The sequence below is a fragment of the Bernardetia sp. genome (genome assembly GCF_020630935.1).
Taxonomy (GTDB): Bacteria; Bacteroidota; Bacteroidia; order Cytophagales; family Bernardetiaceae; genus Bernardetia.
The window spans coordinates 1-15,513 of the sequence record NZ_JAHDIG010000060.1 but is presented as its reverse complement, the minus strand read 5'-3'; the positions used below and the strand labels follow the sequence as shown (position 1 = coordinate 15,513).

The 15,513-nt window shown below is 33.9% G+C and carries 18 protein-coding genes; 15 read left to right on the top strand and 3 right to left on the bottom strand.

Features of this window, described 5'->3' with window-relative positions; genetic code table 11:
* Window positions 1–215: 215 nt before the first annotated feature.
* The 4 genes from QZ659_RS15430 (at window position 216) to QZ659_RS15415 (ending at window position 4,749) form a co-directional block, all read left to right on the top strand.
* Window positions 216–995, top strand: coding sequence for a DUF4292 domain-containing protein (locus QZ659_RS15430; protein ID WP_291727060.1), 780 nt, complete (start codon window positions 216–218; stop codon window positions 993–995).
* Between the two features lie 16 nt (window positions 996–1,011).
* Complete coding sequence (locus QZ659_RS15425) at window positions 1,012–1,665, top strand: hypothetical protein (protein ID WP_291727057.1); 654 nt, start codon at window positions 1,012–1,014, stop codon at window positions 1,663–1,665.
* A 41-nt stretch (window positions 1,666–1,706) separates the two neighbouring features.
* The gene (ribH, locus tag QZ659_RS15420) at window positions 1,707–2,222 is read left to right on the top strand and encodes a 6,7-dimethyl-8-ribityllumazine synthase (RefSeq protein WP_291727056.1); all 516 of its coding nucleotides are present in this window, start codon (window positions 1,707–1,709) and stop codon (window positions 2,220–2,222) included.
* 154 nt (window positions 2,223–2,376) lie between these two features.
* Window positions 2,377–4,749 carry an efflux RND transporter permease subunit gene (locus QZ659_RS15415; protein ID WP_291727054.1) on the top strand — a complete coding sequence of 791 codons (2,373 nt, stop codon included), beginning with the start codon at window positions 2,377–2,379 and terminating at the stop codon, window positions 4,747–4,749.
* Between the two features lie 48 nt (window positions 4,750–4,797).
* Here QZ659_RS15415 and QZ659_RS15410 read toward each other — a convergent pair whose 3' ends face one another.
* Entirely contained in the window at window positions 4,798–5,430 is a 633-nt protein-coding gene (locus QZ659_RS15410; RefSeq protein ID WP_291727051.1) for a thioredoxin family protein, read from the bottom strand.
* A 228-nt stretch (window positions 5,431–5,658) separates the two neighbouring features.
* Here QZ659_RS15410 and QZ659_RS15405 point away from each other — a divergent pair, with 228 nt between their 5' ends.
* From QZ659_RS15405 to QZ659_RS15360, 10 genes are all read left to right on the top strand, one after another.
* Window positions 5,659–6,759 (top strand): endonuclease/exonuclease/phosphatase family protein, encoded by a 1,101-nt coding sequence (locus tag QZ659_RS15405; RefSeq protein ID WP_291727048.1) that lies wholly within the window; start codon window positions 5,659–5,661, stop codon window positions 6,757–6,759.
* Window positions 6,760–7,012: 253 nt separating this feature from the next.
* A complete protein-coding gene (gene rplC / locus QZ659_RS15400) occupies window positions 7,013–7,648 on the top strand; it encodes a 50S ribosomal protein L3 (protein WP_291727046.1) in 636 nt (211 codons plus the stop codon).
* Window positions 7,649–7,772: 124 nt separating this feature from the next.
* Entirely contained in the window at window positions 7,773–8,399 is a 627-nt protein-coding gene (gene rplD, locus QZ659_RS15395; RefSeq protein WP_291727044.1) for a 50S ribosomal protein L4, read from the top strand.
* 42 nt (window positions 8,400–8,441) lie between these two features.
* Entirely contained in the window at window positions 8,442–8,747 is a 306-nt protein-coding gene (rplW, locus tag QZ659_RS15390) for a 50S ribosomal protein L23 (protein WP_291727042.1), read from the top strand.
* Window positions 8,748–9,154: 407 nt separating this feature from the next.
* Window positions 9,155–9,988 carry a 50S ribosomal protein L2 gene (gene rplB, locus QZ659_RS15385; protein WP_291727040.1) on the top strand — a complete coding sequence of 278 codons (834 nt, stop codon included), beginning with the start codon at window positions 9,155–9,157 and terminating at the stop codon, window positions 9,986–9,988.
* A 2-nt stretch (window positions 9,989–9,990) separates the two neighbouring features.
* Window positions 9,991–10,272, top strand: a complete 282-nt coding sequence (gene rpsS / locus QZ659_RS15380; protein ID WP_291727038.1) for a 30S ribosomal protein S19 — start codon at window positions 9,991–9,993, stop codon at window positions 10,270–10,272.
* 48 nt (window positions 10,273–10,320) lie between these two features.
* A complete protein-coding gene (gene rplV / locus QZ659_RS15375) occupies window positions 10,321–10,767 on the top strand; it encodes a 50S ribosomal protein L22 (protein WP_291727036.1) in 447 nt (148 codons plus the stop codon).
* An 11-nt stretch (window positions 10,768–10,778) separates the two neighbouring features.
* Entirely contained in the window at window positions 10,779–11,555 is a 777-nt protein-coding gene (gene rpsC, locus QZ659_RS15370) for a 30S ribosomal protein S3 (RefSeq protein ID WP_291727034.1), read from the top strand.
* A 351-nt stretch (window positions 11,556–11,906) separates the two neighbouring features.
* On the top strand, window positions 11,907–12,182 hold the full coding sequence (locus QZ659_RS15365; RefSeq protein ID WP_291727031.1) for a tetratricopeptide repeat protein: 276 nt from the start codon (window positions 11,907–11,909) through the stop codon (window positions 12,180–12,182).
* Between the two features lie 55 nt (window positions 12,183–12,237).
* A complete protein-coding gene (locus QZ659_RS15360) occupies window positions 12,238–12,579 on the top strand; it encodes a tetratricopeptide repeat protein (RefSeq protein WP_291727029.1) in 342 nt (113 codons plus the stop codon).
* Here QZ659_RS15360 and QZ659_RS15355 read toward each other — a convergent pair whose 3' ends face one another.
* Window positions 12,580–13,044 (bottom strand): GNAT family N-acetyltransferase, encoded by a 465-nt coding sequence (locus QZ659_RS15355; protein WP_291727027.1) that lies wholly within the window; start codon window positions 13,042–13,044, stop codon window positions 12,580–12,582.
* A 192-nt stretch (window positions 13,045–13,236) separates the two neighbouring features.
* Between QZ659_RS15355 and QZ659_RS15350 the strand changes: the two genes are divergently transcribed.
* Window positions 13,237–14,598, top strand: a complete 1,362-nt coding sequence (locus tag QZ659_RS15350; protein WP_291727025.1) for a bifunctional folylpolyglutamate synthase/dihydrofolate synthase — start codon at window positions 13,237–13,239, stop codon at window positions 14,596–14,598.
* A 57-nt stretch (window positions 14,599–14,655) separates the two neighbouring features.
* Here the strand turns inward: QZ659_RS15350 and QZ659_RS15345 are convergent, their stop codons facing one another.
* Complete coding sequence (locus QZ659_RS15345; RefSeq protein ID WP_291727023.1) at window positions 14,656–15,117, bottom strand: ferritin-like domain-containing protein; 462 nt, start codon at window positions 15,115–15,117, stop codon at window positions 14,656–14,658.
* Between the last annotated feature and the right edge of the window lie 396 nt (window positions 15,118–15,513).

The following is a 15,513-nucleotide window of genomic DNA, read 5'->3' as shown; positions in this document are numbered from 1 at the left end:
TAAACAATCATTCAAAATCAAAGTTCTGTAAACGTATTTGTAAATAGTAAACCTTATCACGGTTAATTTAGTAAAGTTCATTTCTTCATAGCATTGGGTTTGTAAGTCTAACATTATGAGGAAATAATTATAATTTTACTTTTGATAAGTTATTGGCAATCAGACCTGTGAGAAGCTGTGATAACCTTTAGTAAAACATTTTTTAAACTATTCTTATGAAAAAAATATCGTTTTTTCGATTTTCCTTATTCTTTGTTGTCTCAATATTTCTTTTTTCTGCCTGTAAGAAAAATGTTTCTACTCCTGCCGAATTTGCTAAAAAGTATGGTGTAGAACAGTTTGATTTTAAATTTTTAAGTACAAAGTCTCATCTTTCTTTTCAAAATCAGAAGCAAGAACTGGGAAGTAAAGTCGATATGCGACTAGCAAAAGATAGTTTGATATGGCTTTCAGCTCGTCCTGCCTTTGGAATTGAGGCAGCTCGTATGCTTATTCGTACAGATTCGGCTTTTTTAGTCAATCGTTTGGAAAAAAGCTATTCGGCAGTCGATATTCGTTCGCTTAGTCAGCAAGTCAATTTTGATGGCGATTTCAAAACGCTACAAGCTTTATTTTTAGGAAATGTTCCTCCACTAGACCAAAGTATAGTACCAGAAAGGCAAGAAAAATATTTTGTATTGAAGCAAATCTATGAGCTTTTCGAAACGTCTATGTACGTGAGTAGAGAAAACAAAAAACTCTCAAAAGTTGCTGTACAGGAAAAAGATGGAATGAATAGCCTTTTTATAGATTATAGTAATTTTCAAGTTTTGGATGGAAAGAAAGTTCCTTTTAAAGTAAATGCAGTAGCTAACTTTTTCAATCAGAAAGAAAATAAAACCGACCAAACTAAGATTGAAATCGAACACAAGAGCATTAATTTTGAAGATTCAGATTTATCATTTCCTTTTTCTATTCCATCAAATTATGATAGGAAAGAATTAGGCAAGAAATAAGAAACTTATAAAGAGAATGAATAAATATATTCTAACAATAGTATCTGTATCTTTTCTAATGTTATCGTTTTTTCATACTAATAAAAAGTCAATAGTAGGACTTTATGGAAAATGTGGGAAAAGCTATATGGCTTGTACACAAATTGATATAAAAGAAGATAGTACATTTGAATACTATGTTTTTTATGATGTTGGAGGAGCTTCTATCAAAAAAGGAAATTGGAAAGTAAGTAAAGATACATTGATATTAAATACATTCAATCAGCCTAAATTTGAAAGAGGTTACCATATTTTAGATAGTAGTTATAGTGATATAAAAGAAATTTATTTTTTAGATAGAGATAGTATCCCTTTACATTACAACACGGTGGTAATTAATCAAACTGACTCATTATTTCTTGACGCTAATGGTATAGCAAAATATAAATTGCCAATAAATGATGTTCAAATTTTTGGATTAAATGGGCAGAAAAACACATTTACTATCAAAACAGAAAATTACTCTAAGATAGTTTTCTTCGTGGATGATTTTATATGTCATAGTCAAGATTATTTAACTAATGAAAAACTACTTATTGAAAATAATTCTTTAAAACCATATTATCATTGTCATAATAAATTTGCAGATAAAGGATTAAAAAAAACAAGTATCAAGAATAAAGCATTTTAATTCGTAATTTTTAATTGATAATTCGTAATTGAATAAAAATCATGTCCTCAAAAGATAAAAACCTAAGTACACATTCTGAAAAATCTATTCAAGATATTTCCTCTAAGCAGTTTGCTATTGTGGTAGCAGAATGGAACACAGAAGTAACCGAAGCTCTTTATGAAGGAGCATACAAAAAGCTAATAGAATACGGTGCAAAAGAAAAAAATATTCATCGCCACGACGTACCGGGAAGTTTTGAGCTTACTTTGGCAGCACAGTGGGCAGCACAAAAGTCAAATATCGATGCTATTATCTGTTTGGGTTGTGTGATTCAAGGCGAAACACGCCATTTTGATTTTATCTGTGATGCTGTAGCTCACGGAATTACAAATGTAAATATAAGATATAACAAGCCTGTGATTTTTGGAGTGCTTACGCCAGACAATCAACAGCAAGCTCTTGACCGTGCAGGAGGAAAACATGGAAATAAAGGCGATGAGGCTGCTATTACAGCAATAAAAATGTTAGGTTTGTATTCTGAAATAACAGGACAAAAAACAAGTGTTGGGTTCTAAGAACCAATTACGAATTACGGACTAAAGTCAATTACGAATTACGAATTAAATACATAATGACATACCTCCGTTTTTTCGTTTAAAATCTTCTTTCGTAATTCGTAATTTTTAATTAGCTCTGCTGATTATTTTATAATTCGTAATTGATTGATTTATGTGGCTTCGAATAGCTAATTTCATTTTAAAAAACAGAGTATCGCTTTTGATTCTTCTTTTGGTGCTGACCGTTTTTATGGGGTATCAAGGAACGAAGGCAGAGCTTTCTTATACGTTCTCAAAGGTAGTTCCAGACACAGACGAAGATATTATCTACTTCAAAAAGTTTAAAGCACTTTTTGGGCAAGATGATAATGTTGTAGTTTTGGGAGTGGAAGATGAAAAACTATTTGAGTTAGAAAACTTCCAAAAATGGCAAAAACTACTCTACGATTTAGAAAAAATAAAGTTTGAGAATACTAAAAAGATAGAAAATTTAGGTGATAGTGTGGATGCTGTTACAGGGGTTATCGGACTGGGAAAACTGCCCTACATTCATAAAAACCAAGAAATCAAGAAATTTGAAGGAAAGCCTATTTTTCCAAAACAAGTTCAGACACAAGACGAGTTAGATAGCCTTTTAGAGTTTACTTATCAAATTGGATTTTATAAAAATCAGCTTATCAACCCAGAAAATAAGGCTTCTTTAGCTCTTATTACCTTTTTGCCAACCATTACAAGTACGGCATACAATCATCAAACTGTTACTAAAATATCAGAACTGGGAGATAATTTCACACAAGAAACGGGTATAGAAATTCACTACGTAGGTTTGCCTTTTCTGCGTGTAGCTATTTCTAATAAAGTGAAAGGCGAGATGGTAATTTTTCTCTCTTTGTCTATTGCCATTACAGCCATTTTTATTTTTGTCTTTTTCCGTTCTTTTACGCCAGTTGTGGTTTCCCTTACGCTTATTTCTATTGTGATTGTTTGGACTATAGGAATTTTGGGAACATTAGGCTATGAAATAACTATTCTTACAGCTCTTCTTCCTCCAATTTTGGTAGTTATCGGTATTCCAAATTGTGTTTATTTTATCACAAAATACCATCAGCAGTGTAATGAGAAGAAAAATAAAATTGATGCTATCAAAATGGTTGTCAAAAAGATTGGAATTGTTACGCTCATTACCAACACAACAACAGCTATCGGTTTTTTAGTACTGGTCAGTACAGGAATAGGAATTTTGAGTGAGTTTGGACTAGCAGCAGGAATTACCATTTTTGCTACGTTTTTCATCTCAATTCTTATCTTGCCTATTGTCTTTTCATATCTACCAATGCCAGAAGGAAGAAGAACCAAACACCTCAATCAAGGACTTATAAATGCAACACTAACTAAGTTTGACTATGTGATAGAAAACTACCGTCCGATGATATATCTTTTTACTACTTTAATTGTCATCTCGTCTGTAGTAGGGCTTACTAAAATTAAGGCTAACTCTTTTATGGTAGATGACTTGCCAAATGATAGTAAGGAAAAGAAAGATATTGCTTTCATAGAAGAGAATTTTAAAGGAACAATGCCTTTAGAAATCGTCGTTGATACAGGAAAACCTAAAGCCTATCGAAAACCACAGACGTTAGAAAAAATAGAGCAAATTGAAAATTATGTAGATAGTTCTGCACACCTTTCTTCTGCAGTTTCGTTAGTTACCTTTATTAAAGCAGCCAACCAAGCCTATTTCAATCAGAGTGAACAATCTTTCAATTTACCAGACAAACGCACAGGTGCGTATGTTTTGCGCTATTTGAAAGGACAAGACGACCCAACTTCTATTTCTGCAGCCTTTGTAGATACCACACAGCAAATGCTTAGAGTTTCTTTGAAAGTGGCTGATATTGGCTCATTGCGTTTAGATTCTTTAGTCAGAACGAGCCTTCAACCAGAACTAGACAGTATTTTCTCTGATTCTACAATGAGTGCAAGAGTAACAGGAACAACACCTATTTTCTTAAAAGGAAATAGTTATCTTATAGAAAACTTGAAATGGAGTTTACTTTTAGCTTGTGTATTGGTGGCGATAATTATTGGCGCACTTTTCCAAAACATTCGTGTGATGATGATTGCCATTATACCAAATCTCATTCCTTTGCTTGTTACTGCTGGACTTATGGGATTCTTTGGGATTCCTCTAAAACCAAGTACAGCACTTGTTTTTAGTATTGCTTTCGGAATTGCTGTTGATGATTCGCTTCACTTTTTAGCTCGTTTTCGTCAAGAACTTTTAGCGTGGGATTTTGATAGACACAAAGCTATTGATATTTCTCTTAGAGAAACAGGTAAAAGTATGATTTATACTTCTATTATTCTCTTTGCTGGCTTTATCATTTTTGCGTTTTCGTCTTTTGGTGGAACAGTCGCACTAGGACTTCTCACTTCTATTACGCTTTTAGTGGCAATGTTTACGAATCTGATTTTGCTTCCTGCCTTGCTTCTGACATTCAATGCAAATATTCGCCGTTCGAACCATCCACCGATTGAAGAATAGAATAAGAAAAATGTAGGTCAAAGGATTTACCTTTGACCTACAAGAAAGTTATAAAACATTTTTCAAAAGTTCTGCAAGTTCATTTTGTGTACTTTGTGTTTTGTCTTTGGCATACCAACCGTGTAGAGATTCTGAAAAGGCTTTAAAATCAGCTAATTCTGGATTTTGCTTTACCTTTTCTTTGTATTCTACGACCAGTTTTTGTGCTTCGGCTGGTCTTGCACCCCAAGAATCAATAATTTTTAGTTTTTCATTTTCTTGCTTTACAAAAATAAGTTTTGGAATGGCTCGCCCACCATTGGTTAAGAAAGCATCTATCAAATCTGGATTTTCATCTCTCAAAAGAAAACGAATGTCTAATTTTTCTCCTGCTTCTTCTGCTATTTTGTTCATCACAGGAACAATCTGTGCAGCATCTCCACACCAGCTTTCACTCATCACTACCCAATAGTATTTTTCATCAGAAGGCAAATTCTCCAAGGTAGTTTTTACATTATCATTCAACTTGGTCGTTTTGTCAAGTCTGTTCATACGATACATATTTGTATTCGTATATTCTAAAATCTCTGGGCTCTTATCGCCATTTGTTGTTGTGCCTTTGTCTAAAAGTTCTTGTCCAAGTGTTCTGTATTCTTGATATGAAATAGACTTCTCCAAATAGCTCTTGTCTAAATATTCCACGGTTAAGTTTGTTTTGATATGAATAAATGTTGATATGTAAATATATGGATTTATACGATGATTTTTGCTTGGGGTTGCAAAAATAGGAGAAGTACTTCAAACAAACTTTATTTTTTGATAGTTAAAGAGTTGTTTAGTAATGTTTTTCTAGCTCTAGCAAAAAAACAGGATTAAACCAATTCATAGAGTACAACTAAACTCTACACTTTTTAAACTATTTTTTTTGATATGGCTTCTTTTTTTACATCTGTTGTTTCTTGGCTTCTTGTCGTTCCTGCTGCTTTTTGTATTGTAGGAACTATCTTTAGTTTTATAAAAAATGAATCTTGGTGGGTACGTGGTTTTGACTTTCCTCGTATTCAAATGTTGGTTTTAATACTCTTTTCAGCTATTATACTTTATTTCTTTAATGAAATAAAAATTATAAAATATGTTCTGTGGGGGAGTCTTCTTATTGCACTTTGCTTTCATAGTTGGGTAATATTTCCATATTCTAAATTTGCTAGTAAAGATGTTATAGATGTTGTCAACCTCAAGAATAGCAAAGCAAGTGTAAGTGTTTTGGTCTCTAATGTTTTGATGGATAACAGAAAAACGGAAAAGTTGAAAGCACTTATCAAAAGAGAAAATCCAGATATTATTTTTTTATTAGAAACTGACCAGTGGTGGGCAGATGAAATGGACTATTTAAAACAAGAGTATCCACATCATTTATTAAAACCCAAAGATAATACGTACGGACTTTTGTTTTATTCTAAAAAAGAACCTGTTAAATTAGATTTTAATTATTTTGTTCAAGATGATGTTCCTTCTGTGGTTGCTACTCTAAAACTAGACAATGATAAAGAGGAAACATTTGATTTTTATGGTGTTCATCCACGCCCACCTGCACCAAAAGAAGCCAAAACGACTGTTCCAAGAGATGCAGAGCTGGTTTTGGTAGGAAAAGAAATTCAGAAAAAAGATGTTCCAACCATCGTAGCAGGAGACTTTAATGATGTCGCTTGGTCGCATACCTCAAGACTTTTCAGAAGACTTGGCAACTTACTAGACCCACGAATAGGAAGAGGAATGTACAGTACATTTCATGCAGATTATTCTCTCTTGCGCTGGCCTCTTGACCACATTTTTCATTCCGATGAGTTTCAAATTATTTCTATTAAAAAATTAGAACATGTAGATTCTGACCATTTTCCTATCTTTATAGATTTAGCTTATGTTCCTCACGAAAAACATAAACAAGACGAAGCAAAACCAGAAGATGATGACCACGAAGAAGCAGAAAGAAAGGTCAAAAAGGCAGAAGTAGATAGTACAACAGCATTATAGTTCTATTTTCTTCATTTATTTTCAATTATTAGTTGCTTGTTAGTGAAAGAGTTAGTATTTTTGCACTCCCAAATATAAGAAGAAGGAGCAGCTTTTTTATAAGAGACTGAGATAAAAGATTGATAATCATCTACATTTCTCCTTCATTTATTCAAATTTTAGAGGTATAGAAATAGCTTTTGGGAAACTAATCAATCTTGTTTTGATTAGTTTTTATTTTTATGACTTCGACTAATAATTAAATTCCAGTATAATGCCGATAGGATTAATTGGTAAAAAAATCGGAATGACTAGTTTGTTTAATGCCGATGGACGCAGTGTCGCATGCACAGTAATACAAGCTGGTCCTTGTGTAGTAACACAAGTCAAGACTGAAGAAACAGACGGCTACCGTGCTGTACAGTTAGGTTTTGGAGAGCGTAAAGAAAAAAATACTCCTAAACCACTTCAAGGACACTTCAAAAAATCAGGTACAACTCCTAAGCAAAAACTTGTAGAGTTTCGTAATATGGGTGTTGAGTCTGATACTACGTATGAAGTAGGTCAAGAATTGAACATTACAGACCTTTTCGAAGAAGGTCAGTTTGTAGATGTTGTAGGAACTTCTAAAGGTAAAGGTTTTCAAGGTGTTGTTAAGCGTCATGGCTTTGGTGGTGTAGGTCAAGCTACTCACGGTCAGCACAACCGTTTGCGTGCGCCAGGTTCAATTGGTGCATCATCTTATCCTTCTCGTGTATTCAAGGGTATGCGTATGGCGGGTCGTACAGGTGGTAATCGTGTGAAAGTGAAAAACTTGCGTGTAGAAAAAGTAATGCCAGAAGCAAACATTATTGTTGTTTCGGGAGCAGTTCCAGGCGCAAACAATTCTACTATTCTTATTCAACGTTAATCTTAGAATTTCTAAGTTTTAGCTTGTAATTTATCTGAATATTTATTTTCAGAATTTACTTTTAGATTACTTTCATTCTAAAGAAGATTAATTGAGATAATTAATCTAAAAAACGAAAATCATTATGGAATTACCCATCTTAAATAAAGAAGGAAAAGAAATCGGCAAAAACGCAACGCTTTCAGACGATGTATTTGCCATAGAACCAAATGACCACGCAATCTACTTAGACGTTAAGCAATATTTAGCTAACCAACGTCAAGGAACGCATGCTTCTAAGCACAGAGGTCTTGTTTCGGGTTCTACTCGTAAAATCAAACGCCAAAAGGGAACTGGAGGCGCACGTGCAGGTAGTATTAAGTCTCCTGTATTTGTAGGTGGTGGTCGTATTTTTGGACCAGAACCACGTAACTACAGCTTCAAACTCAACAAAAAAGTAAAACAGTTGGCTCGTAAGTCTGCACTTTCTCACAAAGCTAAAGCAGAAGCTATCACTGTTATGGAGGATTTGAAAATGGATGCTCCAAAAACTAAAGAGTTTGTTTCTCTACTCAATAACTTGAATCTTTCAGGTAAAAAAGTTTTAGTAGTAACAGGTCAGCAAGACGATACAGTATATCGTTCGGCTCGCAATATACCTAAAACTAAAGTTTTGCCAGCAAATCAATTACATACATACCACATCATGAACAGTGATGTAGTATTACTTGCAGAAGGTGCATTAGAAGTAATTCAAGCTGCTGCTAACTAATATTTATTACAATTTTTTAAAAAGTTAAATCAAAAGAAGAATATGAAAACTATTTTGAAAAAGCCTGTAATTACCGAGAAAGCAACAGCAATGAACGAAAATGGTGTATATGTTTTCATCGTAGATAAAAAAGCTACAAAGGCAGAAATCAAAACTGCTGTTGAGGAAATGTATGCAGACCAAGATGCTAAAGTTGCAAAGGTACGTACAGCAATTATCTTTGGTAAGCCAAAATATCGTTATACAAGAACGGCAATTACTAAAGGTCATTCATCAACTTACAAAAAAGCGTTTGTACAACTTGCAGAAGGAACTACAATCGATATATTTGATACAGAAGAAGCATAATCTATAATGATTAATTGTTAGTTGATTAGTATAATTCATGGCTAAAAACTAACAATTAATCATTCATACAACTTCTTTCTTTTCTAAAGAGAATACTACTAGAATTTTTTTCTGTAAAATGATAAATGATTACTCACGTGTATTTCATTAATCACTCAACATTAATAATTCATCATTAGAATTTCTCTTTTTATTTTAATTTACGTTGCAAAGTTTCTTAATAGAAGAAACAACGAAAAAGTAGCAGTAATAGCGCAGAAAAACAGTTTTCATTTATCAAGAATAGTCTTATTCAAGGTAAAGAGTATCAAAAAAACACAAAATGTTTTTAAATGATAACTGATTACTGGTAACTGGTAACTGAAGTTATTGTGCTGCAAAGCCTTTTTCGTCTAATCAAAATCAACATGGCTGTTAAAAAGTTAAAACCAATGACTCCAGGTCAGCGTTTTCGTATAGCTCCTACATTTGAGGAAATTACGACAAGCACTCCTGAGAAGTCTTTACTTGCGCCTTGGAAAAGGACAGGTGGTCGTAACGGACAAGGGAAAATGACAATTCGTCAGCGTGGTGGTGGACACAAAAAACGCTACCGTATCATAGACTTCAAACGCTTGAAACATGGTGTTCCAGCGACAGTTAAGTCTGTTGAATATGACCCAATCCGTACGGCTCGTATCGCTCTGCTTTATTATGCAGACGGTGCAAAAGCGTATATGATTGCTCCACAAGGAATCAAAGTAGGACAAACAGTAATGTCTGGTGAGAATGCTTCTCCAGATGTAGGAAACTGTCTTCCACTTGGTGTTATGCCTTTGGGTACAATCGTACACTGTATTGAAATGAAACCAGGACAAGGTGCAAGCCTTGCTCGTAGTGCTGGAGCTTATGCTCAATTGGTAGCTCGTGATGGCAAATATGCTATTCTTAGACTTCCTTCTGGCGAAACTCGCATGATTCTAGGTACTTGTTATGCTACTGTTGGTACAGTATCTAACGGAGACCACATGAACATAATTATGGGTAAAGCTGGTCGTAAGCGTTGGCACGGTCGTCGCCCTCGTACTCGTGGTGTTGCAATGAACCCTGTCGATCACCCAATGGGTGGTGGTGAAGGGAAATCATCTGGTGGTCACCCTCGCTCACGCACAGGCTTATATGCTAAAGGAAAGAAAACTCGCAAAGCGAACAAATATTCCGATAGCTTTATTATTACTCGTCGTAAAACTCGTAACTCATAATTATGGCTCGTTCACTCAGAAAAGGTCCTTATATAGACTATCGCTTAGAGAAAAAAGTAGAAGCATTAGAGCAGACTGGCAAAAAGACTGTAATCAAGACTTGGTCTCGCCGTTCTATGATTTCTCCAGACTTTATCGGACATACTTTCGCTGTTCATAACGGCAACAAATTTATCCCTGTTTATGTAACTGACAACATGGTTGGACATAAACTAGGAGAATTTGCACCTACTCGCAACTTTCGTGGGCATATTGCCAAGAAAGACAAGCGTGGGAAAAAGTAAGGTAGTCGTTTTTTTTAATTCTGTTTCATCTTTCTAAACAACTAATAAATGGAAGCTGTTGCTAAATTACAGAACGTACCTACCTCTCCACGTAAAATGCGCTTAGTCGCTGACATGATTCGTGGAAAGAAAGTAAGTTCTGCAATAAATATGTTAAAATTTGAGCCCAAAGTTGGAGCTCGTTATATGGAAAAATTACTTCTTTCGGCAGTAGCCAACTGGGAAGTAAAACATGAAGACCATGCTAACCAAATTGGTAGCTTAGTCGTAAAAACTGTCTTCGTTGATGGTGGTAAAATGCTTAAGCGCATTCAGCCTGCTCCTCAAGGAAGAGCGCATCGTATTCGTAAACGTTCTAACCATATTACTATTGTCGTTGCTTTACCTGAAGGTGGTGCATCACTTGCTGATATGACTGAATCTATTGCTAACCAAGCAGCAGAGCAAGCAGCAGAGGCTTTAGAATCAAACGATAATAAAAACCAAGATAACTAAAAACTAACACTATGGGACAAAAAGTAAATCCTGTTGGCTTTCGCTTGGGTATTGTTAAAGGCTGGGACTCAAACTGGTACGGTGGCAAAACCTTTGCAGACAAGCTCGTAGAAGACGAAAAAATTCGTAAATATATTCGTGCTAGAATTCAACGTGGTGGTATTTCTAAAATTATCATCGAACGTACACTCAAGCGCATTACAGTTACTATCCACACTTCTCGCCCTGGTGTTGTTATCGGACGTGAAGGTAAAGAGGTAGATAACCTTAAAAATGAGCTTCAAAAACTTACTTCTAAAGAAGTACAAATCAATATCTTCGAAATCAAACGTCCAGAAATGGATGCTCGTTTGGTAGGTGAGAATATTGCTCAACAACTTGAAGCTCGTATGTCTCACCGTCGTGCAATGAAGCAAGCTATTCAAGCTGCTATGCGTGTAGGTGCAGAAGGAATCAAGGTTAAATTATCTGGTCGTTTGGGTGGTGCAGAGATGGCTCGTGTAGAACTCTACAAAGAAGGAAGCACACCTCTTCATACACTTCGTGCAGATATTGACTATGCTGTAAGTGAAGCAAATACTATCTATGGAAAAATAGGTATTAAAGTGTGGATTTACAAAGGTCAACTATACGGCAAGCAAGACCTTTCTCCTGCTGCTCTTGCTGAAAAGCAAGAACGTAGTGGACGTGGTGGCAACGACCGTCGTGGTGGTGGTCGTCGTAACGACAGAAACAAGCGTGGTGGTAATCGCCGTGGTGGAAATAGAAATGATGGAGGAAAGAAATAAATATAAGGTATAAATCTTTGTTTATAGCTTTTTGAACTATCAAAACTATTTTCAATATATATTAGAAGTGAGATATATTTCTTTTTAGAAATATATCTCACTTTTTTATTAATACTACTTTTATAAGACAAATTCAGCAACTAGAAAGATAAAAAGGCAACTTTTTTGCACTGTTTGTAGTAAAAATAAATATAATCCTATCATACAATAAGTCTTTCAATCTCAATGAAATCAAGTAGTTCCTATTCTGCTGCATTATATATTCTAAAAAAAAACTGCTCCAACTTTCTAAAAAAATCTTTCTTTAAGAGAAATATTTACTTTCTTTTCATTTTTAGTAGTATGCTCCTTATGGCTTCCTCGTGTAAGCCCTCTGTAAAAAAATATACAGAAAATGCACGTCAGTTGATGTTGGAAGGAAAATTTGAAGAAGCTATTCCTATCTTAAATACAGCTATCAAGAAAAATTCTAGCAGTCATGAAGCCTATAACTTACGTGGAGCTGCTTATTTGGAACTAGATAAGTTTGAAAAAGCCAAAAAAGATTTAGATAAAGCTATCAAATTACATAAAAAAGACTATCGATATTTTTACAACAAAGGCAGAGAAAATACTGGAAGAATATGAAGCTGCCATAGAAGATTATAACAAGGCAATTGAACTTAACGAACATGTATCGAATATGTATTTAGAACGAGGACAAATTTTTTTGAAACTAAATAAGGGACAAGAATCCATAAAAGATTTAGATAAGGCTGTCATGCTCAACTCATCTGAAAAGATGGCATATTTCAATCGTGCAGAAGCTCATTATCTGCTTCACGAACTCAATGAAGCTATTACAGATTTGGAAAAATGTATTCGTTTGGACGAAAAATTTGGTAAAGGACACTACCGTTTAGCTCAAATTGCACTAGAAATAAATCATAACAGAGCCAACAGAGATATTTGTTTGCATCTTAAATCTGCTCTCAGCCAAGGGTGTCCAGAAGCGAAACCACTTATAAACAAAGTTTGTAGATAATCATAGTTCTAGCTTCATAGAGTATAAATCAAATCCTTCTGCCCAAAAATCTTTTTCTACTTTTTCTAATTTGAACCCTATTTTCTGATAAAACTTATATGCTAACTGACTTGTCCTTACAATAACAGAAGTAATTTTTTTATTTTTGATATGTTCTATTCTGTGTAGTAATAGCTTTTTTCCAATTCCTTTTCCGTGAAAACTTGGATGAATAATATCCCACGATATACGAGCAGAAATAGGGTTTTCAAAATAATTGATTCCTCCACATCCGATAATTTGATTTGTGATTTTATCTTCTATTACAAAATAATCCTCTTTTTCGTCTTCTAAATATTCTATAAAGTCTTGTTCTTCTTCTATTCCAAAATATTTTGGAATATTGAGTCCAATGAGTTTTATAAGTGAATTTTTATCTTTCTCTTGATAATTTCTAATCTGAATTTGGATATTTTTGTCGTTCATTACTTCAAATTATTGTTCGTAAATAATACTTTTGTCGAATGAGTTTCAAGGGAGAGGTTTATCACAGACGAACTAATGAAAATAAGAAATAATTCTATCTAGTGTCAACTCTTCAAAGGTAAATCTATTTTTATAAACTCTTATTGCCTATACTTGCATCCAAATTATTTTTAAAAAATTCAGTTATATCAGATGACATATCAAGAAACATTAGACTATCTTTATTCACAGCTTCCTATGTTTCAGAGAACAGGGGCAGCAGCCTATCGCAATGATTTGAATAATATTAAATTGCTTTGTAAAGAACTAGAAAATCCAGAAAACCAGTTTGATAGCATTCATGTGGCTGGAACAAACGGAAAAGGAAGTACTTCTCACATGATAGCTTCTGTTTTGCAGTCGGCAGGATATAAAGTAGGACTTTATACTTCTCCCCACTTAAAAAATTTTACAGAAAGGATTCGTATAAACGGAGAGGAAATCAAAAAAACATTTGTAGTTGAGTTTGTAGAAAAAATAAGAAATACGATTAGTTCTGTTTCTCCTTCTTTTTTTGAAGTAACTGTGGCTATGGCGTTTGAGTATTTTGCTAAAGAAAAAGTTGATATTGCTGTTATTGAAGTGGGTATGGGAGGACGTTTGGATGCTACCAATGTTATTTCTCCCTTACTTTCTGTAATTACAAATATTGGTTTTGACCATCAACAATTTTTAGGAGATACTTTGGGAAAAATTGCAGCTGAAAAAGCAGGAATCATAAAACACAACACACCTATTATTATCAGTCAGAAACAAGAAGAAACAACAACAGTTTTTGAAAGAATTGCTGAAGAAAATAACGCTGAACTTATCTTTGCAATAGATGAATATACAGTCATAAAAAATGATAGAGGCAATTTTGATATACGAACCAATGACCTAAAATGGATAAAAGGAAAGCCTTTTTTCTATTCCATTGAAAATATAACATTAGATTTAAAAGGATTCTATCAGAAAGATAATATAGTTGGTGTTATTGCTGCATTAGAAAAACTTAAAACTATAAAATCTAGCAGAACAGATGTTTTTTTTAGTTTTACAAGTAAAGATTTAAGAGAAGGATTGCAAAATGCATCAAAAAATACAGGGCTAAAAGGACGTTGGTACTTACTTAATGAAAAACCAAAAGTTATCTGTGATATTGCTCATAATCAAGATGGAATACATCAAATTATTCATCAGCTCAAATCAGAATTGGAGAATAAAAAATATACTACTTTACATATTGTTTTTGGAGCAGCTAATGATAAAGATATAAGTACAATTCTTTGGCTTTTGAAAACAGAACTACAAGAGCAAATAACGCAAAATGTTGTATTTTATTTCTGTAAGCCAGATGTACCTCGTGGACTTGAAGCCATCAAGTTGAAAGAGCAAGCAAAAAGCTTTGAACTTGTAGGTGAAACGTACAGCAGTGTGAGTAAGGCTTTAGAAGTTGCTAAAAAAGAGGCTAAAGAAACTGATTTTATTTATGTAGGAGGGAGTGCTTTTGTGGTTGCAGAGGTAGTATCATAAAAAAAGTCCCTTTGTAAATTTTTACAAAGGGACTAAAAGTTTATTCTATTTTAAATATTAAGAATATACTTCTTCAGCATGTTCGATGGTTTCTAGGCGTTTCCAAATGGTATAACGAGCATCTTGCAATACTTGAACAGAGGAGATAGGCATTTCAGTTTTGTTTTTCAAAACATCGTCCATTTCATCCAAAATGTACTTTTCACCACGCTCACACTCTTCCAAAATCGATTCAGTATTATCCGAAGACAAGGCTGCCTTAAAATCTAGCCAGAACTTGTGAACAGCACCTAATGTTGTTCCATCATTTCTTCCTTGAGTTACGGCAGGCGCACCTAGAGAAGCTAACTCTTGATTGATGGCATTCAAAATACCTTCACGTTCTTTGGCAAAGGTTGTAAATAATGCTTTTAGATGTGGTGTATCTACTTTTTTGGCTGCGTCTTTATAGCCTTCTACACCATCAATACATAATTCTGCGATATCTTTAAGATATTCTCTTGCTTTGTCATTATTCATCTTGAAAAAATTTAGATTAAAAAATAATATTAATTAAATATTTTGTTAATTTTAAAAACTACATAAAATATTTTTTGTAGGATTAAAATAACGATATAAGAACACGCTTGAAGTAAAAAATGTTTGAAATACTTTTAATTTTATTTGCTGCAAGTGTAGAAAGGTGTAAATTTTAACTTTTGGAATAGAAAGACCAAAAATAAATTCAGACAAAAAATGTCCTTATAAATAAAGCTTATCATGGCTTTTTATAGGTCTGATTATCAATAATTTACTAAAAATAGAATCTTGCTTATTTCTTCATAGTTGGGTTTGCAAAACCTATGAAGAAATGGACTTTACTAGAGTACTGGACATGAGATAAAAAGTTGTTGGTGTCGCTACGCTAAAACACCA